General features: G+C 62.7%; 18 protein-coding genes. 9 read left to right on the top strand and 9 right to left on the bottom strand.

The annotated features are described in order from the left end of the window. Nucleotides 1-19: 19 nt before the first annotated feature. The 7 genes from KVT39_RS17615 to tssB form a co-directional block, all read right to left on the bottom strand. Entirely contained in the window at nucleotides 20-2,260 is a 2,241-nt protein-coding gene (locus KVT39_RS17615) for a DUF2235 domain-containing protein (protein ID WP_217589876.1), read from the bottom strand. Continuing rightward, on the bottom strand, nucleotides 2,253-3,044 hold the full coding sequence (locus KVT39_RS17610; protein WP_175746436.1) for a DUF3304 domain-containing protein: 792 nt from the start codon (nucleotides 3,042-3,044) through the stop codon (nucleotides 2,253-2,255). The genes KVT39_RS17615 and KVT39_RS17610 overlap by 8 nt, the downstream gene beginning before the upstream one ends. A gap of 106 nt (nucleotides 3,045-3,150) precedes the next feature. After that, entirely contained in the window at nucleotides 3,151-3,915 is a 765-nt protein-coding gene (locus KVT39_RS17605) for a DUF3304 domain-containing protein (RefSeq protein ID WP_217589875.1), read from the bottom strand. Beyond that, entirely contained in the window at nucleotides 3,908-4,900 is a 993-nt protein-coding gene (locus KVT39_RS17600) for a DUF4123 domain-containing protein (protein ID WP_175746442.1), read from the bottom strand. Before KVT39_RS17600 ends, KVT39_RS17605 begins: the two co-directional genes overlap by 8 nt. Then, nucleotides 4,900-7,251: a type VI secretion system Vgr family protein gene (locus tag KVT39_RS17595; RefSeq protein WP_217589874.1), complete on the bottom strand. Its 2,352-nt coding sequence runs from the start codon at nucleotides 7,249-7,251 to the stop codon at nucleotides 4,900-4,902. The genes KVT39_RS17600 and KVT39_RS17595 overlap by 1 nt, the downstream gene beginning before the upstream one ends. A gap of 80 nt (nucleotides 7,252-7,331) precedes the next feature. Further along, the gene (gene tssC / locus KVT39_RS17590) at nucleotides 7,332-8,882 is read right to left on the bottom strand and encodes a type VI secretion system contractile sheath large subunit (protein ID WP_034185095.1); all 1,551 of its coding nucleotides are present in this window, start codon (nucleotides 8,880-8,882) and stop codon (nucleotides 7,332-7,334) included. A 73-nt stretch (nucleotides 8,883-8,955) separates the two neighbouring features. Then, the gene (gene tssB, locus KVT39_RS17585) at nucleotides 8,956-9,468 is read right to left on the bottom strand and encodes a type VI secretion system contractile sheath small subunit (RefSeq protein ID WP_217589873.1); all 513 of its coding nucleotides are present in this window, start codon (nucleotides 9,466-9,468) and stop codon (nucleotides 8,956-8,958) included. 576 nt (nucleotides 9,469-10,044) lie between these two features. On the opposite strand from tssB, the gene tssK reads away from it, so the two are divergent. The 6 genes from tssK to tssE all read left to right on the top strand — a co-directional run bounded on the left by tssK (nucleotide 10,045) and on the right by tssE (nucleotide 17,763). Continuing rightward, the gene (gene tssK, locus KVT39_RS17580; protein ID WP_034185093.1) at nucleotides 10,045-11,394 is read left to right on the top strand and encodes a type VI secretion system baseplate subunit TssK; all 1,350 of its coding nucleotides are present in this window, start codon (nucleotides 10,045-10,047) and stop codon (nucleotides 11,392-11,394) included. Next, on the top strand, nucleotides 11,394-12,149 hold the full coding sequence (locus tag KVT39_RS17575; protein ID WP_217589872.1) for a DotU family type IV/VI secretion system protein: 756 nt from the start codon (nucleotides 11,394-11,396) through the stop codon (nucleotides 12,147-12,149). The genes tssK and KVT39_RS17575 overlap by 1 nt, the downstream gene beginning before the upstream one ends. A gap of 98 nt (nucleotides 12,150-12,247) precedes the next feature. Continuing rightward, nucleotides 12,248-13,909 (top strand): OmpA family protein, encoded by a 1,662-nt coding sequence (locus tag KVT39_RS17570; RefSeq protein ID WP_254640552.1) that lies wholly within the window; start codon nucleotides 12,248-12,250, stop codon nucleotides 13,907-13,909. Nucleotides 13,910-14,004: 95 nt separating this feature from the next. Next, nucleotides 14,005-14,490 (top strand): Hcp family type VI secretion system effector, encoded by a 486-nt coding sequence (locus KVT39_RS17565; protein WP_034185090.1) that lies wholly within the window; start codon nucleotides 14,005-14,007, stop codon nucleotides 14,488-14,490. Nucleotides 14,491-14,629: 139 nt separating this feature from the next. Beyond that, complete coding sequence (gene tssH / locus KVT39_RS17560) at nucleotides 14,630-17,344, top strand: type VI secretion system ATPase TssH (protein WP_217589871.1); 2,715 nt, start codon at nucleotides 14,630-14,632, stop codon at nucleotides 17,342-17,344. Beyond that, nucleotides 17,341-17,763, top strand: coding sequence for a type VI secretion system baseplate subunit TssE (tssE, locus tag KVT39_RS17555; RefSeq protein ID WP_105393430.1), 423 nt, complete (start codon nucleotides 17,341-17,343; stop codon nucleotides 17,761-17,763). The genes tssH and tssE overlap by 4 nt, the downstream gene beginning before the upstream one ends. 10 nt (nucleotides 17,764-17,773) lie before the next feature. On the opposite strand, the gene KVT39_RS17550 is transcribed toward tssE, so the two are convergent. Then, nucleotides 17,774-18,559, bottom strand: a complete 786-nt coding sequence (locus KVT39_RS17550) for an NAD(P)H-dependent oxidoreductase (protein ID WP_105393429.1) — start codon at nucleotides 18,557-18,559, stop codon at nucleotides 17,774-17,776. A gap of 86 nt (nucleotides 18,560-18,645) precedes the next feature. Here KVT39_RS17550 and KVT39_RS17545 point away from each other — a divergent pair, with 86 nt between their 5' ends. Both KVT39_RS17545 and KVT39_RS17540 read left to right on the top strand, forming a co-directional pair. Further along, nucleotides 18,646-19,539, top strand: a complete 894-nt coding sequence (locus KVT39_RS17545; protein ID WP_217589870.1) for a LysR family transcriptional regulator — start codon at nucleotides 18,646-18,648, stop codon at nucleotides 19,537-19,539. A 220-nt stretch (nucleotides 19,540-19,759) separates the two neighbouring features. Then, a complete protein-coding gene (locus KVT39_RS17540; protein WP_034185087.1) occupies nucleotides 19,760-20,170 on the top strand; it encodes a DUF2471 family protein in 411 nt (136 codons plus the stop codon). Between the two features lie 105 nt (nucleotides 20,171-20,275). Here the strand turns inward: KVT39_RS17540 and KVT39_RS17535 are convergent, their stop codons facing one another. Next, nucleotides 20,276-22,309 (bottom strand): NADPH-dependent 2,4-dienoyl-CoA reductase, encoded by a 2,034-nt coding sequence (locus tag KVT39_RS17535; RefSeq protein WP_217589869.1) that lies wholly within the window; start codon nucleotides 22,307-22,309, stop codon nucleotides 20,276-20,278. Between the two features lie 74 nt (nucleotides 22,310-22,383). On the opposite strand from KVT39_RS17535, the gene KVT39_RS17530 reads away from it, so the two are divergent. Further along, on the top strand, nucleotides 22,384-23,466 hold the full coding sequence (locus tag KVT39_RS17530; RefSeq protein WP_217589868.1) for an AraC family transcriptional regulator: 1,083 nt from the start codon (nucleotides 22,384-22,386) through the stop codon (nucleotides 23,464-23,466). The last annotated feature ends 1 nt before the right edge of the window (nucleotide 23,467 follow it).

Raw genomic sequence — 23,467 nt, 5'->3', positions numbered from 1 at the left:
GTGAACGACTGATCCTGCGTTATAAGCGTCCCGGCAACCGGGCAGCGGGTGTCATCGCCTCGCTCGCCTGCCTGACGCGCTCGCCGTGCTTTTCGTCGCGCTTGCGTTTCTTTTCTTCGTCGACATAGTCGCTGCTTCCGAATGTGTCGATGGCGCGGGTCTGGAAGTAAAGATTCGACGACAGCACGTGGTCATGCCAGCTCGTCAGCATCGTGTCGTGAACCAGCAGGTCGAATAGCGCCATAACTTTCGGCGGTAGCGGGTTCTTGCCGCTCACGCCCAACTTCCATGCCTGGATCAACGTTTCCTGTTCCGGCGTCATCATCATGGCTTCGATCGTCGTTGCGCTGAACTCCGGGTCGGCGTCCCATGGCAATGAGCTGTCTTGAGCCATTTCGCGCATGCGATCGGCCGATTTCTGCAGCGCGGATTGCCGCGATTCACGTCGCATCAGTTCTTCGGATTCGCTTTGGATGCGTTCCCAGACGCTCACGGAGGGGCGCGCTTTCTCGATACCGGCGTCGCGGCTGGAAAGCATCTCCGGCAACGTCGAGTCTTGCCAGCGTGCAAGCGCTTTGCCGAGCGTAACGCTATCTGCCGGCGGACGCTGGTTGCGCAGTGCGAGATACGCGGCCTCGGCATCGTTGCGTTCCTTCAGGAGTTTCCGATGCCGGGCAGCAAGGTCGTCGAAGCGGTTCGTCACGGTTGCACGAAATGCCGGAGATTGGTAACGAACTGCCATCCAGCGCAGAAATACCTGCATGTGTTCGACAAAGTTCAGACGCGAAACGTAGGGAACCATCTGGCGGTAGGCATCAATCAGTTCTCCGATTTTGTACGAGGTTCTTCCGTCGGAGATGGGATTAGCGAGGGTGAACTTCGCTAAAGTATCACCCTTGAACTTGAAAAGATCCTCCATCGTGTCTAGCACGACTCCATGCGATACCGCTTCATTGAGCATGTCGCGTAAAACGACACGCTGCAGTTCCGCACGTGCTCCGAGCATTCCTGGAGGTGCCCCACCGGTAATGTCTTCGCTCGTTCCCGGATAGAGGTATTGAAGCCCGCGTGTGTTCTCGAGGCTATCGAGCCGCTGATAGAAACGCAGTTCATGCGCCGCGGCAAAATGCACGCATCGCTGCACCGACGCGGGCACCGCCAGATCGCGGTCTCCGTAGTTCTGTTTGAGCAGGCCAAGAACCGGCACGATCCCCAGCAGCTTGTTCTCTTCCATCAACGAAGACACGGCATCCAGCAGCCCCAGGAACTTGATTTCGACCGGAATAGCCGTTTGGTTGGGATCTTTCGGATCGACAAAGGCGAGCTTCGTATCGCTCGGGCGCTTGTATCGCCGGGTCAGCTCATTCGCCAGCGCCCGAGCAAGAACACAGCCACGGTCGGCACCGAAGATCGATACCTGGATCCGTTGAACCTTTGGCGTCGTCTGCTTAGCGTCGGCAATTGATTTTTCAAACTGCGCCATCGCAGCCGCCAGCCGGTCCTCGACGCCTGTTCCAAATACACAGGCAACAGCACGGTTGTCGCGAAACCATGGAATCGAATCGATCACCACGCCAAAGAACACCGACTTGGCGGCGCTTTGGGCGATTGACGGAAAATTCTTCTTTGCGTCGTAGAGAATTGCGCGAGTGGCGGCGCGACCGCGTCGAACCCAACGGTTTTCACGCTGCAGTTGCAACACTCGGCCGATATTGCGCGGCACCGATTCGACTGAATCGACCAGGTCTTTGAAAGACTGCACGACTGGCCGGAACGAAAATTCCTTGAGACCCTTCTTGAGTCCTTCCGTGACAGTGTCTTTCGGGCTGATGGGGAGCCGTTTCACGCCGGTTACGTTCTCGCCGACGCTGACTGCGATCGAACCGGCTCCTTTGGCGCTCTGATTTACAAACTTAAATGCAGCAGATACGATCTGACCTTTTCTAGCATCCTCATTCAATTCGGTTCCGAGCCCCGAATAGTAGAGCCGATACCAAAATTGGTTGGGCTCCAACTCCCGACGTCGATCTTCGTTATTGCGATGAGCCTCCCAGAGTCGACAGATGTTTGAGTATCGAGAAGTTGTCTTTTCATCGTAGTCGCGATGGCGACCGAATCCATCGAAGAAAAAACCGACGTGTATTACGGCACCACACGGGATGCAGTCATCTTGCGGATACGCCTTCTGACTCTCCCCGATCGCAGCACGCACTTCCAGCGGGGTTCGATCCTCAGGATCTAGGATGGTTTTGTCAGTCATGTTGCCCTCTCAACGCCTCTCGTTCAAAGCGATTGCTCTTAATTTCTTGAACGACAGCGTTTGGAAGGCTCTCCATCGCCGCACCAAACGCGCCCGGCCTGCCTGCCGTCTCCTTCACGATCCGCTGCACCACCGGATGCTCATCGAATTTCGGATTGACGAGCTGCGTGTAGTACACGTACTGCTCCAGATCCTTCGTGTCAGTCAGCCGATATTTCAGCCACCCTTGCGATGCAACACGTGCTGTGCGCCTATAGGCCACGGCCATGTCCGCACCGTCAGGATTGGCCGCTTTGCCATATTTCGTCTGAAACCAGTGATCCACTTTTGTATAGGCGATCCTCGTCCCGCTCATGTCGTTACGAATCTCAAACTCGATGTGATCGTCCGGATAAAAGTGCACCGCAAGCACGTCTTCCCCCGCTCCGCCCTTGACTTTTGTCGGCGGAAATTTGACCTCAGTCGTCTTGTGGATCTTCTTGATCGGCGCGTACGGGTCTTTCATGAACTCGTCCTGGTCATAGACTTCCCAGTCAACCGTGAAATCCGTTCCCTTCAGCTTGTAGCAACAAGCTAGACTCCCGGCGCCCGCACTCGGCGGCAAATCGCCCCCTCCGCTCGCTCTGTTGCCATATTTGTCACGAATTGTGAACTCGCTCAAATTGAACGGCGTGTAGTTGAGCCCCATGATGCTGACCCCGCCGTAGGTCGGCTCGGACGAAAACGCGTCGCAACCGACTAACGTCAGTACGACGGCGAACAAGATGACAACCCGTTTAATCATTGCTGGAATACCTCAAACTCAAGAACACAATCCGTCACGCAAACCTCGTTTCGCAAACTCGACCCCGGTGTCGACCTGGATGATCGGCATCCACCACTAAAGATGCCTAATCAAAGTGACCTTGCTTGATTTCTCGAACAACGGTACCCGGCAGGCTCGCCATTGCCGCACCGAACGCACCCGGCTTGCCTGCCGTCTCCGTCAAGATCCGCTGCACCACCGGATGCTCATCGAATTTCGGATTGACGAGCTGCGTGTAGTACACGTACTGCTCCAGATCCTTCGTGTCGGCCAGCCGATATTTCAGCCATCCTTGCGATGCAACACGTGCCGTACGTCTAAACGCGACAGCCATGTCCGCATCATCGGGGTTGGCCGCCTTCCCGTACTTGGTTTGAAACCAGTAATCCACTTCTGTGTAATCGATCCTCGTCCCACTCATGTCGTTACGAATCTCAAATTCGATGTGATCGTCCGGATAAAAGTGCACCGCAAGCACATCCTCCCCCGCTCCGCCTCTGACTTTTGTCGGCGGAAATTTGACCTCAGTCGTCTTGTGGATCTTCTTGATCGGCGCGTACGGGTCTTTCATGAACTCGTCCTGGTCATAGACTTCCCAGTCAGCCGTGAAATCCGTTCCCTTCAGCTTGTAGCAACAACTCAACCTCCCGGCGCCCGCACTCGGCGGCAAATCGCCCCCTCCGCTCGCTCTGTTGCCATATTTGTCTCGAATCGTGAACTCGCTCAGATTGAACGGCGTGTAGTTGAGCCCCATGATGCTGACCCCGCCGTAAGTCGGCTCGGACGAAAACGCGTCGCAACCGGCTAGTGCCAGCACTACAACCAATATGACGAAGAACCGCCTAATCATGCGAGGCCCCCTCAGAATCCTCGGATTCCGACGTGATGCGAGACGCCTCACGCAAAACATCGGCATCGATGCGGCTCAACGCGTCCCGATACGTCTGCTCGCTGTTCATCGCGCTAGCCAGCCGCTTCCGAATCTGTGGATGTTCATCGAATCGCGGCGAAATGACGACGCCCTTTGAAACGTAGTTCAACAGGTCGTCATGGTCAGCGATACGGTATCGGTCAGCACGTTCCAGTTGCTCCGAAACACGTTGGTAAAGTGTCAAATCCGTGAAATCGTCGATCATTGCTCCATACATCGTGCGCAGTTGCATCACGAGCTTGTCGACGCGACCGAGCCGCAGCAACGCCATGTGCTGCTCCACTGCCATCACCTGTTCCTCCTCGACGATTGCATCGGCCACACCCGCATCGTTGCACCATACGATCTCGTTCGATTCGCGATCGCGATACCAGATCTCTGCACACGGCGAGAGAAACGTTTGAGCTTGCTCTTCGCTCCAGACTATCCGTAACCTGGCGAGAATCCGGTTATCGTAGAAATGCAGGAAATACGCGCGCTTGTCTGGCGTCGAATAACGACAGAACGATCGAAAGTGCTCGACCAGAGACTGTGTCGGAAGCGGAGACCATATCCACGTCAACATGTGCAGCCCGCTAGACTCTTTCCAGAGCCGCCGGACAAGCCGGCTCTGCAGATCGCGCGAATCATCCAGTGCGAAACGGTCGATCGCAATGAGATAGGGGGCGATGTCCGTGTAGGACTCGAGAACGGTGCCGTCCCACAGCGACCGCCATTCAAGCCGAGGGACCTGAACCAGCAGTTTGTCGAGATCCGGATTGGCGCGCGTATCGGCGAGTATGTACAGGTACGCCGAAGCATCGGCGGCTTCGAATGCGTCGAACTGCGACAACAATCGATTGCGCCACACCTCCCATACCGCATCCGAATCACCGGCCGGCATCACACGCTCGGATCCGGTCATCAAGCAACCTCCGTCATCGCTTCGACACCGCGGTGCGCATCCAGCAAGCACTCCTTGCATGGCCCAATTGGCATGCTCGGCAGCGGAGCCGAAAGCGAGGTGGGGTCGGTCCAGTAGAAATTTCCGCACTTGAGCGTGATATCTCCCGGGCATCCGAGTTCGATGTTGCCGCCGTCGATCTTGAGGTAGGCACCCCCACTGGTCAGCGTAAGGGCTCCCCGCGAGGCAGCGAGAATCGCGCCATCGGCACTGGTGAAGTTCATGTCCTTCGACGCCGACAGCGCCATCGCACCCGTACGGGCCTGGACAACAACATCCTGCTTGGCTGCGGTGACCCGCACCCCCTGTGCCTGCGCGAAGAGCGACACCTGTCTTCCCGCCGCAACGGTGAAGTTCCGCATAATTCCGACGTCAAAATTTCCGCCGGCGGTCGCAATCAGATTCCGGTCCGCATTGACCTGCAAGTGCTCCCCGGACGTGAGTCCGATACCTGACGGCGCACTCACGAGAACTGCCGCGCGCTTCAAGCCGTCGAGCGCTTCCGCATAGAACGACTTCTGTTGCTGCAGCTCGGCGACGGTCGCCTCCGCGGCTCGTACCGCCTCGGAAAGCGACTCCATGCGATCGATCGCCCGCTGCAACTGCTCCTGAGCGTCTTTCATGTCGAGCTGATGACCCGAGGCGCCAACCTGCGCTTCGGTACTCAGCAGCATGCCCTTCGGGCCGCGCGCCGCAAGATGTCCATCGGTACGTAGCTCAGCCCCCTGACCTCGTTTGTTGCGGGTGTCATCGACCATATGCCCGAGATTCAACTCACTGGTCTGATTCGGCGTGGTCAGGTGGATATGCTCGACACCCTCCTTATCCTCCATCCGCAACTCATTCCGCGCAGCAGTACGAATCAGGTTCCGCGTATGGTTCAGGTTATTGACCAGATCCGGATGCACGCTGTCGTGCATCGCTCCAATGATCACTGGCCGATTCGGATCGCCGTCCGTATGGACAATGGCCACCTCCGCCCCATCGATCAGCGGAAAGTGATGCCCATAGTTGTCGCCGCTATACGGTTTCGCAAACCGCACCGGTCGGCTCGTCCCACCCGGGCTCCATTCATCGAGATCGAACGGCAGCTTGATCACGTACCAGCCCTGCTCGGTCAGATACGCATACTTGTAATTCCCCGGCGAAGTAATCCGCGCAGGCAAAATCCCGTCGACTACCGGCCGCGAAACCAACGCCATCGACGTGCGCCACACGCGATCCGACGGAATCCCCTCGAACGCGACCCAATACGCCTCGCTGCGCCCGCCGTGCGACTCGACCGATGTCACGAAAATCCCGTGCTTCGCATCGACCGGATTCGGCTCGACCCGCATCACCTCCCCGGCTTCGAGCCAGAACGGATTGCCCGTCCCCTTGAAGTTGATCTGTCCGGCCAGATAAGCCTCGTGCCGCAACCCAGCCACGCGCTTGCCTTCCTCCGGTGTCTCGTAATGCTCGCCCCAGCGATAATCGACCGAGTTCGTCGTCTTGTCGTCGCGCGCGACGTTTTCCTCGACGAGCAGCGACACGCCGGCCTGCCGGTGGTTGTAGTCATGCAATCGCACCGTTTCCGGCACACGCTGCATTTCACGCCCAAGCGTCTTGATCGCGTCGGCCCCGACGCTCTCCAGCCCCGAATCGCGACGATAGGGAACCGTGCGCTGCTTGCGCGCATAGGCATCCAGATCGTCGCCGAACACGACCACCGCGCGGTCCTTCTTCTGTTCCCACCGGAACCAGATCCCTGCCTCGGCGCAGATACGCCGGATGAACGCGAACGTGGTCTCGCGATACTGCGTCACGTATTCGCGACGCTTGTATTCCCCGCGCAACTGGAACTGAAAATCGACGCCCGCGCGATACCCGTAATGCCGCAACGTATCGGTCACGATCTCTTCGACCGACTGCTTCTGAAACAACCGGCTGGTCACCCCGCGATCGAGATCCGACAATGTCGGCTCCAGCACGACCCGATAGCGCGTCTCGTCAGCCGACGTCCCGAGTTCGTCGAACCGGGTGATGATCCCGTGCACCGTATACGCAGGCGGCTTCGTGCTGAATTGCCCGGCGTTCTCCCCGAACATCTTCCGCAGATACCCCATGTCCGGATCGACCGGATCGACGATGAACTTCGCCGGTCGCCCCAGCACCTGATCCATCGGAATGCCAGCGACCGGGCTCGTGAATTCGATCTCGTACCGGTACAGCTGACTGATCCGGTCCAGCCCGGTGAACGTCAGTATCGAGAACGGCGCCGGTTGCGGCGCCAGTTTCAATTCATAAGCCTGCGAAGGCAGAATCATCGACATGGGGTCCCTCGGTTGCTCAAACATGCGGCACACCGGAGCGACTCTCGTCACCCCGGGCGCCGCACGCGACTAACGCCTGATCAGTTCTTGGCCTTCGGCATCTGCGACACGAGCGACAGCCCGATGTCCATCCCTTCGACCTGGAAGTGCGGCACGATGAACAGCTTGATCCGGAAGAAGCCCGGGTTGTCGTCGATATCCTCCACCGTCACCTTCGCGTCGCGCAGCGGGTGCGATGCCTGCAGCTCGTCGCCCGGATCCTTCATCTCGGTCACGAGCCCCTTGATCCAGCCGTTCAGTTCGAGTTCGAGCAGACGGCGATCCTTGGTCGTGCCGATGTTTTCGCGCTGGATCAGCTTCAGGTAGTGCGCGATGCGCGACAGCAGGAAGATGTACGGCAGCCGCGCGTTGATGCGGCTGTTCGCCGTGGCTTCCTTCGTCTCGTACAGCGCAGGCTTCTGCGTCGAGCTCGCGGAGAAGAAGCACGCGAAGTCGTGGTTCTTGTAGAACGACAACGGGATGAAGCCGAGATTCGCGAACTCGAATTCGCGCGTTTCCGGGATCAGCACTTCGGTCGGGATCTTCGGCTGATAGCCGGTGCCGAGGTCGTACAGGTGGACCGGCAGATCCTCGACCTTCCCGCCCGCCTGCGGCCCGCGAATCTGAACGCACCAGCCGTTGCTGACGAAACTGCGCACCATGTTCGCCGCGAACGCAAACGATGCGTTCACCCACAGGTACTTGTTGTGATCGGGGCCCTTGACCGCTTCCTCGTAGTTGAACGCCCGCACCGGCGCCGTATCCTTGCCGTACGGCAGGCGGCCGAGCACGCGCGGCATCGTCAGGCCGACGTAGCGCGCGTCGTCGGTATCGCGGAAGCTCTTCCACTTGATGTATTCGGCGCGATCGAAGTAGTTGCCGATGTCCTGGATCGCCGCCACTTCCTCCATCGACTGCTTGCCGAAGAACGCCGGCCCGACCGAGCCGATGAACGGCATGTGCGCAGCGGCGGCCACCTTCGAGATGTTCCGCAGCAGCGCAACATCCATCGGCGAGTTCGCAAACTCGAAGTCGCTGATCATCGCGCTGATCGGCTGGCCGCCCGGCGTGTCGTATTCCTCGATGTACGTCAGGCGATACAGGCCGCTCTGGATCAGTTCAGGCGTGTCCTCGAAGTCGCGCTGCAGCGCATCCTTCGACACGTCCAGCACCTCGATTCGCGCGTTCTTGCGGAAATCGGTACGGCTCACGAGCATCTTCAGGCCGCGCCAGCGTGCTTCGAGCGCCTGGAATTCAGGCGTATGCATCACCGCGTCGAGCTGGCGGCCGATCTGCCGATCGATCTGGCCGATATGGAAGTCGAGCAGCGACTTGTCCAGCCGGTCGACCGGCTGGCTCGCCTTCGCGACGAGCTCGAGGAACGCGCCCATCCCGCGCGCGATCCGCTCGTCGGCCGACGCCTCGGACAGCATGTCGTTGTCGCGGAACGCCTCGAGCGGGCGCGCTTCGTTGACGGGCTTCAGGTTTATCTTGCTGCACAGCGATGCATAGACGCTGTCGATATCCCCGTGCGGGGCGTCCAGCACGACGGTCTCGGTCGCGCCAGTCTGCTGCGTTTCAGTGGATTTCATCTCGGGTCCTGTCTGCGATCGAATCGCTACGATGTTGCGGAATGCGCTGAACGCGCGCTTTGCCCGGCGTCGTTCACGCATGCCCTTCCGGCTGCGTCGCGGCGGTCGCGATCTGCGCGAGTTCGCCACGGAGCTTCGCGGACAGGCGGTCGTCCTTCAGCACCTTCTCGAACTCGCGACGGAACGTGCCGTTGTCGAGCAGGTTCGATTTCAGATCGCGCAGCAGATTGCGCATCGCGAGCAGCGCCTGAAGCTCGGGAATCTGGCGCGCCACCTGCTCGGGCTCGAAATCCTTGATCGATCGGAACGACAGGTTGACGGGCAACTCCGAACCGTCGCCGGCCAGCGTGTTGTCGGCAGCGATCTTGAGATCCGGTGCGTAGTCGGCCAGCACGGCATCGAAGTTGTTCTTGTCGATGTTCACTTTCTTGCGCTCGGCCAGCGGCACCTGCTCGCGGCCGGCGCTGAAGTCGCCGGCCACCAGCAGCTTCAGCGGCAGCTCGACCTTCTTTTGCGCCCCGCCCGTATGCAGATCAAGGGTGATCGACACCCGGCTCTTCGGGATCTCTCGCTGAAAGCTATCCAATTCGTTCTCCTTATCTCAGGAAGCTTGAAGACTCCGCGATGCGCACCCGCAATCGCAGGTGCACCGTCGTTCACGTCACCTTTGCTCAACCCCGCAACTCGTATTGACGGACGACCGATTCGGATATTCGCGGCACGACATCCGATTCAGGCGGCAAAAAATATCACGCCCTTTCATATGAAGTAAACCGCCAAAATCAAAAAATCGATCACCAACCACACATGCAGTTTCATAAATAAGACTAGTACGAACAAAAAATCCACTTATCCAACGCACCCAACCAGGATCAATCCATGCATCAAATCAATCTCAAATAACAATATGAACCCAACAAACCATTGATTTTTATGAAACAAACCAAAACACAACAACCATTGGAATCTCATTAAAACCACGCACCACAAATCCACCCATTAGAGAAATTCATTCAACCCCACAATCTCAAAATAAATCACACCCATATCTCGATATTAATGACACAGTTTTCAACGATTCCCTGAATCATGGGGTATACGAAATCGGAAAACGATGGTTAGAATCGGCGCCTCATAATTCTTAATCGATATAGACCAAACCATGCGGATCGAAAAGCCGCTCTGGCATGAAGGGCTGATTCTTACGCAGCAGCATTTCCAGCAGCAGGACCGCTGGAACGGGTTCGCGCTGCAGCAGCTGGCGTCTGCCATCGCCGTATCGCCTTGGGGAACGCTGAATGTCGACGTCGACGAAGAAGCACTGGCCTCCGGCCGCCTGAAGCTCACGCGGCTGCAACTACGCTTCCCGGATGGCACGCCGGTCGACACGACTGTCGCCGACGCACTGCCGCCCGCTCGCGACCTCGTCCGCGAAATTCCTGCCGATACCCAGACCGTCGAGGTGCTCGCCGCACTCGCACTGCCCGATGCGAACGGCAGCAACTGCCGCTTCGACGAAACGGCGCTGGCCCGCCCGCGTCGCGCGTACCGCGAATTCGTCAAGGTGACGGACCTGAACGGAACGACGGAAACCGAAATCGCCGCCGAGCGCCACGCGGTCCGGTTGCTGTACGGCTATGAATCGCACGCGGACGATACGGCATGCGCGATAGCCCGCCTGACGCGCACGACGAGCGGCCAGTTCCAGATCGATCGCGGATATGTGCCGCCCTGCCTGTCGCTGTCGGGTCATGCACTGCATATCGAGCGTATCCGGCGGCTTGCGGATATCCTCGCCGCCAAAAGCGCGCTCCTCGGCGCGCGCCGCAGCGAACGAATCGAACAGGTGGCCGAATACGGCGTCGCCGACGTCCAGCTCTTCTGGCTCCTGAACTGCATTCATCAAGCGTGGCCGCAACTGCGTTTCCTCGCGTCGCATCCGGCGCAGCCCACGGATCGCCTGTACCAGGTACTCGCCCAGTTGGCAGGATCGTTGACCACGTTCTCGACGCGCGTGTCGCTGACCGACATCCCGCCTTACGATCACGCCGCCGCACATGAGGTCTTCGCAACGCTCGAATCGCTGATCCGCGATCTGCTCGACGCGATCATCCCGTCGCGCGTCGTGTCGATCGGGCTTTCGCACACGACGCCGACAACCTGGGTCGGCCAGTTCCGCGACGAGCGCATCGTCGAAGACGCGGCGGACTGGTACCTGTCCGTCAGCGCCGCGCTGCCGGCATTCGAGCTCGTCGAACAGTTTTCGCGCCTGTGCAAGATCGGCGCGCCGGACGATGTCGAACACATCGTCAATTCCGCAGTGGCCGGTATTCCGCTCAAGGCCGTGCAGCGAGTGCCCGGCGCCATTCCGGTTCGGCTGGACAACCACTATTTCGCGCTCGACGCGCATGACGCCGCGCATGCGCGGATGCTCGCCGCGCGTGCTTGCCAGATCTACCTGCCCGCGTCGATTCCGGACGCGTCGATCGAACTCTATGCGGTGCTGCGCTGATGAATGCCATCGTCTCCACTCGCCATGAATCCGCGCTGCTCGCGCGGGAGCCATCGTCCGGCCGCTCGCCCCGGCCTTCGATGCGGGCGCTGCTGCGCGATACCGCGCTGCTCGTTACTCACCTGTCGAACGGTGGGCAGGTCGACAGCCAGGAGAACCTGCGTCAACAGTGCGTCCGACTCATCGCACAGTTCGCGACGGCACTCGATGCGCAAGGAGTCGCCGCCGATATCCGGGACGACGCCGTCCTCGCCCAGTGCGGGTTGATCGATGAAGCGGCATTGCGTTACCTTCCGGCGTCGGACAAGGGGAACTGGGAGTCGCGACCGCTGCAGGTCGAGCGCTTCGGCACTCACGACGCGGGGACCCGCATCTACGAGCGCCTCGAGCACCGGATGCGAGAACCCGCGCCGAACGTCGACCTGCTCGAATGCTATGCGGCCGTGCTCGGCCTCGGGTTCCGCGGCCGTTACGCTGCCCGCTCGAGCCTGTCGGCAGAAGCCCACGACGGCGAAGCGAAGCGTCAGGCCGTGATCGCTGCGCTGGTCGCACAGATCGATCAGTTGCGACCGGCCGCGCAGCCGGGGTTCGTCACCAACCGCTCGAACACGCGGCTGATCGACCAGTTCAGACGCCTGTCGCCGTGGGCGATTGCGGGATTGGGATGCGTGATCGCGATATGCGTGTGGTTCGCGTGGGATCGCATTCTCGACGCGGAACTGGCACAACTCGTCCAGAAAGCGAAGCGGCCGTGACTTCCGATACCGCTCTCCCGCCGGCGGCAACACGCGCCGACTCCGATGCCGCCCGCGCGGCGCTGTCGGGCCTCGGCTACCCGCTGCGCACGGTCGTGATGATATCGGCCGCACTGGCGCTTGCCGTCATCGGATGGGTTTTGCCTGTCGACCGCGGCGTCATGTGGGGATTGATTGCGATCGTCGTCGCGCTTTCGGCGCTGATCGTCTGGTTGCATTCGCGCAGAATGACGCACGCCCGCGAACGAAACGTGCACGTGATCGCGCAACTCGGCGCGGCGACTGCCGATCTGCCCGTCGCGCTGCGCACCAGGATGCCGCTCGCCCTCGTCACCGGGGACGGCCTGCCCGCCTTGTTCGATCGCGACGCAACCCGGTCGCGTTTCGTCCACGTCGGCGACGGCGCCATCTGGTTGCGCGCCGATCGCCCCCAGGATCTTCCCCGTCTTGCCGTCGCCGTCCGCCAGTGGCGGGACGGTCATGCCCCCGATTGCGTCGTATTGTCGGTCGCGCCGGGACTTCATGCGAACGACGATATGTTGTCGCAAACGCTGCGCGTCATCCGGCAGGCGGTTGCAGACACGTCGCGCATGCTTGGTGCGTCGCTGCCGGGCTACGTCGCGATCTATCAGCGACTCGCCGATTCAGCCGTTTCGGTGGAGCCGGCGGCCCAGTGGTATGGCGTATCGGCAGGCTCACCGATCGCGGATATGCACCGTTTCGACTCCGCGATCGACGCAGCCGAATCCGATGCCCTCCATGCCGACGGAAGCCACGCAGGCGCGGCACGCGCCGCCGGGATCGGATCGATGATCGGATGGACTCGCCGCACCGTGTTCGACACGCTGACGGACCGACGCCAGCCTGCGTCGCCCTGGCCGTTGTTCGGCGCCGGCTGGATCGACCATGGCCCCGCGACGGGCCCCGGCAAGCCATGGGAACGTGAAGTCCGATCGTGCATCGGTATCGCGCCAGCCGCGCTGCCTGCATCGCCGTCCCCATGGCCGCTGCCGCAGCCGCTGATCGACGCGATGCCGCGCCGGTCGCAGCGATCGCCACGCGTTACCGCAGTCGCGCATGTCGTCGCGATCGTTGCTTGCGCGGCCACCGCCGCCATCTGCGGCGCTGCGAAAAACAACGAAACGCTGATGACCCGAATCGGCGAACACGTCGAGCGCTACAACCGTCTCCCCGCTGCGCAAGACACCGCAAAGCGCGACGCGCTCAAATCCCTTTCATCGGACCGCGACCAACTCGACCGGTATGCCCGCATCGGCATTCCGCTCCGACTGTCATTCGGCACGTATCGCGGCGCTCAACTGCTGCCGATACTCAACGACGCGATCGCCTCCTACGAACCGCCCGCGCCGCCGCCCGCCGTCGTCACGCTGGACAGCATGTCGCTGTTCGACAGCGGCAAAGCACAGCTGAAGCCGGGTACCACGCGCGCGATGGTCGATGCGCTGGAACTGATCAACGCGCATCCCGGCAAGCGCGTACTTGTGGCCGGCTATACGGACGACCAGGGCCGCCCCGACCGCAACCTGAAGCTGTCGATCGACCGCGCGACCGCCGTGCGCGACTGGCTCGTCGATGCATCGGGCTTGCCGACAACGCAATTCGCGATTCAGGGCTACGGCGATACGCGGCCGGTCGCGGACAACGCCACGCCCGAAGGACGGGCGAAGAATCGTCGGGTCGAAATCACGCTGGTGCCCGATATGCCGGCGCCGATCGCTTCGAGCCGCACCGCGATGTAACACGCGTTTTGGTTCCCGGGGGCATTCGCCCCGGGTTTGTCAGCGCCGGGCTCCAGTTCCGGCGATTCGCAGTACGAATAAGAAGGAGTGAACAAATGGCAATTCCGGCCTACATGTGGCTCAAGGACGACGGCGGTGCGGACATCAAGGGTTCGGTAACCGTCCAGGATCGCGAAGGCAGCGTCGAACTGGTCGCGTTCGATCACGGCATACACATTCCGACCGACGGCAACACGGGCAAGCTCACCGGCACGCGCGTCCACAAGCCGATCACGCTGACGAAGGAGACGGATGCATCGACGCCGTACCTGTACAAAGCCGTGACGAGCGGCCAGACGCTGAAGTCGGTCGAGATCAAGTGGTACAAGATCGACGACGCGGGCAAGGAGAAGGAGTACTTCAACACGAAGCTCGACAACGTGAAGATCGTCGCCGTGAAGCCGAAGATGCTCGACATCAAGAACCCCGACTACGAGAAACACAACCATCTCGAAGACGTCGAACTGCGCTACGAGACGATCACGTGGTCGTACAAGGACGGCAACATTATCCACAAGGACACGTGGAACGAACGTTCCTGATGCGTTGACCGACTGGCGGAATCCGGCACGCCCGCGCGCCGGGTTCCGCTGCGCCGGTCGCCCGTTCGCAGTCATGCCCGTCGGTTCGCATGGGCATCGACGAATGCACGCCCTCCCTCCTTCCTGATCCGTTATCGACATGACGCCGCCTCTCCGGGACGCCTCCCATCTCATTCGCCGCCTCAATTCCCATTGCACGCGCGCGCTCGAAGCCGCCGCGAGCCTGTGCCAGACCCGGCTCGCGGACGAAATCGCGGTCGAGCACTGGGTGCTGAAACTGATCGAAGCGGACGACGGCGACATTCCGGCGATCCTGCGCCACTACGATCTCGATATCGATGCGGTGTGGGATGCGTTGATCGACGTGATCGACCGCATGCCACGTACGTTGCGCGGCATGCCGGCGCTGTCACGGCAGCTCGCCACGGTAATCGAGGATGCGTGGACGCATGCGATGTCGGACGATTCCGACGGCACCATTCGGTCGGGCCATCTGCTGCAGGCGATCGTCGATGCGCCACACGTCTTGCGCACGCAACGTGCATGGCCGCTGTTGTCGGTTTCAAGCGCGCAGATCCGACGCGTGCTGCCCCGGATCGGGCGGCGTTCATCCGAGAACGCGTCCGATGAAATGACGTTGCAGCCGAAAACGTCGCCAACCATCGATCAACCCGGCAATGTTGCAACGGAAACTTCCATCGATCGTCACGACCGGCACGCACCGTCTCGCGCCGCCGACGACAACGCACTCGCGCGCTTTGCGCTCGATCTGACCGAGAAGGCCCGCCGTGGCGAGATCGACCCCGTCTTCGGCCGTGACCGGGAGATCCGGCAGATGATCGACGTGCTGGCGCGCCGCCGCAAGAACAACCCGATCCTGGTTGGCGAGCCGGGCGTCGGCAAGACAGCGTTGGTCGAAGGACTCGCGTTGCGCGTGATCGAAGGCAGCGTTCCGGAAACGATCCGCGACACGCGCATCCTGATGCTCGACCTCGGCTTGCTGCAGGCCGGCGCAGGCGTGAAGGGGGAATTCGAGCAACGGCTGAAGAACGTGATCGACGAGGTGCGGACATCGGCGACACCCATCCTGCTGTTCATCGACGAAGCGCATACGCTGATCGGCGCGGGCAACGCGGTAGGCGGCGCCGACGCGGCCAACCTGCTCAAGCCGGCGCTCGCCCGCGGCGAGTTACGCACGATCGCGGCAACCACGTGGGCCGAGTACAAGGAATATTTCGAACGCGATGCCGCGCTCGAACGGCGCTTCCAGGTCATCAAGGTCGACGAACCGGACGACGATACGGCCTGCCTGATGCTGCGCGGGCTCGCAAGCCGCTATGCGAAGCATCACGACGTCCACATTCGCGACGACGCGATCGTCGCGGCCGTGCGGCTGTCGCGCCGCTACATTCCTGCCCGCCAATTGCCGGACAAGGCCGTCGATCTGATCGACACCGCAGCCGCGCGCGTGCGCATGGCGCTCGACGTGCCGCCGGTGGAACTGCAGCAGGCACGTGCAACGCTGACGGCACTCGAACTCGAACGCGCCGCGCTCGATGCGGATTCCCGTGCCGGGATCGACGACGTCGCCGGGCGGCGCGCCACGATCGACACGGAGCACGATGCCGTGCGCGGCACCGCCGACATGCTGCTCGGCCAGTACACGCGAGAACGCGAAATCGTCGGCATCTTGCGCACCCTTCGCGGCGCGGCCGGTCCCGCGCCCGATCCGGCGGTCATTTCCAATACCATCGACGCGCTGTCGACCGTTCAGGGCAAGTCGCCGATGATCGCCGCCGACGTTGACGCGCAATCCATCGCGCGCGTTGTCGCCGAATGGACCGGTGTGCCGATCGGCAATCTCGTCGACGACGAACTGCGAAGCCTGCTCGCGCTCGAATCGACGCTCGCTGCGCGCGTGGTTGCGCAAGACGATGCGATCGGCGCGCTGGCGGAGAGCCTGCGTACCGCCAAGGCCGGCCTGAAGAACGAGCACGCACCGCTCGGCGTGTTCCTGCTCACCGGGCCGTCCGGCGTCGGCAAGACCGAAACCGCGCTGGCGCTCGCCGACCTGCTGTTCGGCGGCGAAGCCGCGCTGACGACGATCAACCTGTCCGAGTACCAGGAAGCGCATACGGTATCGCAGCTCAAGGGCTCGCCGCCCGGCTACGTCGGTTACGGACGCGGCGGGGTCCTGACCGAAGCCGTGCGTCAGCGTCCGTACAGCGTCGTGCTGCTGGACGAAGTCGAGAAAGCGCATCGCGACGTGCTCGACATTTTCTATCAGGTGTTCGATCGCGGCACGATGCGCGACGGCGAGGGACGCGAGATCGATTTCCGCAATTGCGTGATCGTGATGACGTCCAATCTCGGCAGCGCGCAAATCGACGATGCAACGGCCGAGGATCCGGCGATTACGCACGCAGCGCTGCGCGAAGCCGTTCATCCGCAGTTGGTCGCGCACTTCCAGCCCGCACTGCTTGCGCGCTTTCAGACACTCGTCTATCGGCCGCTCGGCGCGGCGGCGCTCGCGTCGATCGTGTGGATCAAGCTGGACAAGATCGCCGAACGCCTCCATCGGCAGCACGCAGTGACCCTGACGTGCGCGGACGACCTGATCGAATCGATCGCGCAGCACTGCATGTCGCGCGAATCCGGCGCACGCAGCGTCGACGCGTTCCTGAACCAGCGCGTGCTGCCGGTCGTGTCCCGCGAACTGCTTGAACGGATGGCGTCCGGCACTGCGCCACGGCAAATCCTGTTGTCGGCTACCGACGAAGGATCGTTGACCATCGACTTCATCGACGCGCCGACGGCCAGCGATACCGGCACTACACGATGGAACGACCGATGACCGCCGGCCCCTCGCTCTACGACATGCTGCTCGGCCAGATCGGCGGAGAACCGATCGGCGCTTATGACGACCGGACGCTCGAATGCCTGAGCGTGCAGCAGAACGTACGCCGCATTCTCAATACGCGGGCCGGTGCACTCAAGCACCTGCCCGACTACGGGCTGCCCGATCTCACGAACATCTACAAGGCACTGCCGGCATCCGCACACTTGCTCAAGCAGCAGATGGAGGCGACGCTGCTGAAGTACGAGCCGCGCATTCGATCGATCGACGTCGGGATCATCGACAACCGCGACCCCGGCATCCTGGTCAGCTTCGAGATGACGTGCCACCTGAAGAACGCCGGGCTCGTGCGTTTCGGCACCTACTTCGAGCCGCCGGGCCGCCTGCGCGTCGAACGGCGCATCGATCGGTCATGACCACGCCCAATCAATGCCCGTGCGCGAGATGCGCCGCAAACCCCGCCTTTCCCGGCGCGACATCCTCCTTCAGCGTCAACGCCGGAATCTCGTAATCGCCGGCGTTCTGCCGCCGGAACGGAATCGGCTGCGTGGTCCACAGATCGTCGAGACGCCTGCCGAGCGCCGCGCGCGTTTCCTCGAAGCGCGCGTCGTTCATCTTTCCCGTCCGGTAGATCACGAACGGCGGCAGCACGTCGAAACCCGGGTAATACAGAATCCCGTGCTGGATCGGGAACAGCACGTCATCGATCGGCCCGTTGATGCCGCGCGGGCTGTAGTGCGATTCCCACCCGCCTGCCGTGACGATCACCATCGCCCGCTTGCCGGCAAGCGAACCTTCGCCGTAGCGGTTTCCCCAGCGCGTGTCCGAATGCTCGCCGACGCCGTAGGCAAAGCCGAACGCATACACGCGCTCGACCCAGCCCTTCATGATCGCCGGCATCGAGAACCACCACAGCGGAAACTGCAGGATCACCGCATCGGCCCACTTCAGCTTGTCTTGCTCGCGCGCAATGTCTTCACTTTGCGTGCCGGTCGCGAACGCGTGCTTCGAATCGAGCGACGGATCGAAACGCGCATCGGGCGCGCGATCGGTCACGTCGTTCGCGTCGAACGCCGCCTTCCAGTTCATCGCATACAGATCGGTCACCTGCACGCTGTGGCCGGCCGCTTCGAGATGCCCGACGGCAAAGTCGCGCAGCGCGCCGTTCAGCGAACGCGGTTCGGGATGGGCATAAACAATCAGCACATTCAAGTTCGTCACTCCGTTGATTGAATGACTGCAGGATGCCGCCTCCAAAGGTATATTTGAAATGAATTCCTGATATTCCAGGTATAGCCATGAATAATCTCAGGCGACTCGACCTGAACCTGCTCGTCACGCTGGACGTGCTGCTCGCCGAGCACAACGTCACGCGCGCGGCCGAGAAGCTGAACATGTCGCAACCGTCGGTCAGCGTGCAGTTGCAGAAACTGCGCGACCTGTTCGGCGATCCGCTGCTGCTGCCGGGGCCGCGCGGGATGCGGCCGACCGCGCGTGCGGAAGCGCTGCGCGAGCCGTTGCGGGACGCGCTCGAAGCCGTCGAACGCGCGGTGATTCCCGCCACGCCGTTCGATCCCGCGACCGCGACGAACACGTGGCGTGTGGCCGCGACCGACTACGGCGAATCGACGATCATGCTGCCCGCGCTGAACACGCTGCGGGCCGCCGCGCCCGGTACGCGGCTGGCGGTCGTCGAGCTCGTGCCGCCGCGGATCGAGCAGGATGCCGAGCGAAGCGGCATCGACCTGTCCTTCCATACGACCGAGGGTTCGCCGGCCGGCATGCGGCGCCTGCCGCTGTTCGTCGAGCGCTACGTGCTCATCGGCCGCGCCGGGCATCCGAAGCTGAAGCGGCGCCCGACGCTCGCGCAGTTCGGCACGCTCGAACACGTGATCGTGTCGCCCGACGGCGGCGGCTTCTTCGGCGTGACGGACGAAGCGCTCGCGAAAGTTGGCGCCACGCGGCGCGTCGTGCTGTCCGTGCCGCATTTCCTGTTCGTGATGTCGGCCGTCGCCAGCACCGATCTCGTCGCGATGCTGCCCGAGCGGCTAGTGCGCGACGTGCCCGCGCTGCGTGTCGTGGAAGCGCCGGTCGAGGTGCCCGGCTATGAAATGTCGATGCTGTGGCACGAGCGCGTGCATCGCGATCCGGCGCATCGGTGGCTGCGGGAGACGATTGCAGCATCGGTATAAGCCAACGACGGCGGCCGGATTCGGCACGGCGGGGAACAGCGTGCCGGACGGCGCCCGATTGCCGGTTTCGGTCGCCTTCGCCAGGGCCGCCCGGCCCTGCTGCAAGATTCTTCATTCGGGACTTGAAACCGCCTCGAACACTGTATATATTTACAGTGCTTTTGCACCATTTGACCCGAATTCCGTCACCCATCGACGGACGGATTTTTGTGAGGCGACCATGTTCCAGTCATCCGCATTCGATCCCGAGCAACCCGGTTTCAACCCGATCCACTTCGAGCGCGCCGCGCGGCAGGCGGTCGTCGATCTTCAACGCGTCGTCGGCGCCCCCGCGCAGCGGGCGCTCGGCCTGCGACGCCGCAGCCATCCGGCCGCGGTCCGCACGATGAGCTGGCAGGCGCTGTTGAATGTCGAGGAGCTGGCGTTCTCGAACGCCGGTTTCCTGAACCGCAACGATCCGACCGTCGTCGATGCATTCATCCGGCTGCGCGACAGCCGAATGGTCGCGGCAGACATCGAGGAAGCCGTCGACTGGAAGCGCGACGACGACGATCTACCTGCCGTCTATCTGATCGTCAAGGCGATGCTCGAGGCGGAAGAGACAGAGGCACAGCGCGTCGAGATGGAATGACCCCGGCGGCCGGCGCGGCCTTCCGGTCAGGCCGCGCCGGCGCAAGCGCCGAATCCCGGGACAGCGCATGCCATCGCGGTCACGCGCAGCCGCGCCATCGAGCAATCAGAGCCGTGCCGCGAGCCGCGCGCCCTGATCGATCGCGCGCTTTGCATCGAGTTCGGCGGCCAGTTCCGCGCCGCCGATCAGGTGCACCGAGCGCCCGGCCGCCTGCAGCGGCGCGAGCAATGCGCGCTGCGGCTCCTGCCCCGTGCAGAGCACGATCGTGTCGGCTTCGATTACTTCGTGATCGGTGCGCTGCTCGCCGTACGACACGTGCAGCCCGCGCGCATCGATCAGCTCGTAGTTCACGCCGCCGATCATCTTCACCTGCTTCATCTTCAGCGTCGCGCGGTGAATCCAGCCGGTCGTCTTGCCGAGCCCCTTGCCGAGCGGCGCGGCCTTGCGCTGCAGCAGCGTCACTTCACGCGCGGGCGCCGCAACCTGCGCACGCGTCACGCCACCGCGCGTCGCGGCCGGGTCGGTCACGCCCCACTCGGCCTTCCATTCTTCCAGATCGAGCGCCGGTGACTCGCCGTCCTGCACCAGATACTCGGCGACATCGAAGCCGATCCCGCCCGCGCCGACCACCGCGACCCGCCGGCCGACCGGCTGCTTGCCGGCGAGCACGTCGATATAGCTGAGCACATTCGGGCCGTCCTGCCCGGGAATCTTCGGGTCGCGCGGCGCCACGCCGGTCGCGAGCACGATCTCGTCGTAACCGCCCGCGATCAGGTCGCTCGCGTCGACGCGGCGGTTCAGGTGCAGGTTCACGCCGGTCAGCTCGACCTGGCGGCCGAAGTAGCGCAGCGCTTCATGAAACTCTTCCTTGCCCGGAACCCGCTTCGCCATGTTGAACTGCCCGCCGATCTCGGCCGCGCCGTCGTACAGGTCGACCTGATGGCCGCGCTGCGCGAGCACGGTCGAGCACGCGAGCCCGGCCGGCCCCGCGCCGACCACCGCGATGCGCTTCGGCTGCTGCGCGGGCGTGTATTTCAGCTCCGTCTCGTGGCACGCACGCGGATTCAGCAGGCACGACGCGATCTTGTTCTTGAACGCGTGGTCGAGGCACGCCTGGTTGCAGCCGATGCAGGTGTTGATCTCGTCGGCGCGGCCCTGCGCGGCCTTGACGACGAACTCGGCATCCGCGAGCAGCGGGCGCGCCATCGACACCATGTCCGCGCAGCCATCCGCGAGAATCTGCTCGGCCACTTCCGGCCGGTTGATCCGGTTGGTCGTCACGAGCGGAATGCCGACCTCGCCCTTCATTTTCTTCGTCACCCACGCGAACGCGCCGCGCGGCACCGACGTCGCGATGGTCGGCACACGCGCCTCGTGCCAGCCGATCCCCGTGTTGATGATCGTCGCCCCCGCACGCTCGACGGCCTTCGCGAGCTGCACGGTTTCGCTCCAGTCGCTGCCGTCCGGAATCAGGTCGAGCATCGACAGCCGGTAGATCAGGATGAAATCGCGGCCGACCGCTTCGCGCGTGCGCTCGATGATCTCGATCGGCAAGCGGATGCGGTTCTCGTACGAACCGCCCCACTGGTCGGTGCGCTTGTTCGTATGCATCGAGATGAACTGGTTGATCAGGTAGCCCTCGGAGCCCATGATCTCGACGCCGTCGTAACCGGCTTCGCGCGCGAGCTTCGCGCAGCGGACGAACGCGCGAATCTGCCGCTCGACGCCGCCCGCGCTCAGTTCGTGCGGCGCGAACGGTGAAATCGGCGACTTGATCTTCGACGGCGCGACCGCGAACGGGTGGTAACCGTAGCGGCCCGTATGCAGGATCTGCAGTGCGATCTTGCCGTCCTCCGCATGCACGGCGCCGGTGATCTCGCGGTGCCGCCGCGCGGCGGCCGACGTCATCAGCGTGCCGCCGAACGGCTTGGTCCAGCCGGCCACGTTCGGCGCGAAACCGCCCGTCACGATCAGGCCGACGCCGCCGCGCGCGCGTTCGGCGAAATATTCGGCGAGCCGCGGCAGCGTCTTGCGGCTGTCCTCGAGGCCCGTGTGCATCGAGCCCATCAGCACGCGGTTCTTCAGCGTCGTGAAGCCGAGATCGAGCGGCGCGAGCAGGTGGGGAAAGGTGGTCGTCATGGTGATCCTGCCGGTAAGCGATGCCTGCATCGTAGGCGTGCGCCGCCTTGAACGTGAGGGGGCAAACAGCCATAATGCTTGTCATTTCCGGCCAAAATGACATGACCTCCCCACTCGCCAAGGACCGCCTCGGGCTGCGCCGGCCGACGATTCCGGTCGCCTATACGCGCCTGCTGCTGCAGGCGCTGGCCGCGCGCGGCGTCGACCTGGCCGCCGTGCGCGCCGGCACGGGCCTGCGCGACGCGGTGCTGGCCGAACCCGACGCGCGCGTCGCGCCATCGCAATGGGGGCGGCTCGTGCTCAACGCGATCGAGATCGGCGGCGATCCGGGCATCGGGCTCGCGTTCGGGCTGTTGCTGAAGCCGACCGTGCACGGCTTTCTCGGTTACGCGACGCTGACCGCGCGGGACATCCGCGAAGCGCTGTCCGTCACGCAACGCTACTTCCGGATGCGCAACCGCCAATATCGGCTGACCTATGCAGAAGACGAACGCGGCGCGACGCTCGAACTGCACGGTGTGCAGGCGAGCCCGGTGTTGCAGCATCACGTGATGTTCGAATTCGTGCTGACCGGGCTCGCGCAGAACATCTCGCAATGGGCCGGACGCGCGTCGCCGCCGATCGCGTTGCAATTCATGTGGCCGGAGCCCGCGTATTTCGCGCGCTATCGCGACCAGTTGCCGCCGGTCGAATTCGGTCGCGCGGCAAACGCGCTGTGGATCGCGCGCGACGTACTCGACTGGCCGCTGCCGCTCGCCGACGAAGTCGCGCACCGGCAGGCGCTCGTGCAGGTCGAGCGCGAGTACGCGCAGGTGCGGCAGGAGGAAGGCGATCTGGTCGAGCGCGTGCGCGCGGAGCTGGCGAAAGCAACCGGCGTTTATCCGGGGCCTGAAACACTCGCCGATGCGCTGCTCGTGTCGACGCGCACGCTGCGGCGCCGCCTGGAGGAAGCCGGTTCGAGCTATCGGCTCTTGCTCGACGAAGCGCGGTTTCGTGACGCGAAGCAATTGCTGGCCGCATCGGATCTCGACCTGAAGACGATCGCCGAGCGGCTGCAATTCACCGATCCGGCGAATTTCACACGCGCGTTCCGGCGCTGGGCCGGGCAGACGCCGAGTGCGTATCGGGAAGCGGCCGGCGGCCCGTCACACGAGTAAA

Source organism: Burkholderia sp. GbtcB21 (assembly GCF_019091065.1).
Taxonomy (GTDB): Bacteria; Pseudomonadota; Gammaproteobacteria; order Burkholderiales; family Burkholderiaceae; genus Burkholderia; species Burkholderia pyrrocinia_C.
The sequence above is the reverse complement of the archived record's forward strand: the minus strand, read 5'-3'. Positions and strand labels throughout refer to the sequence as shown.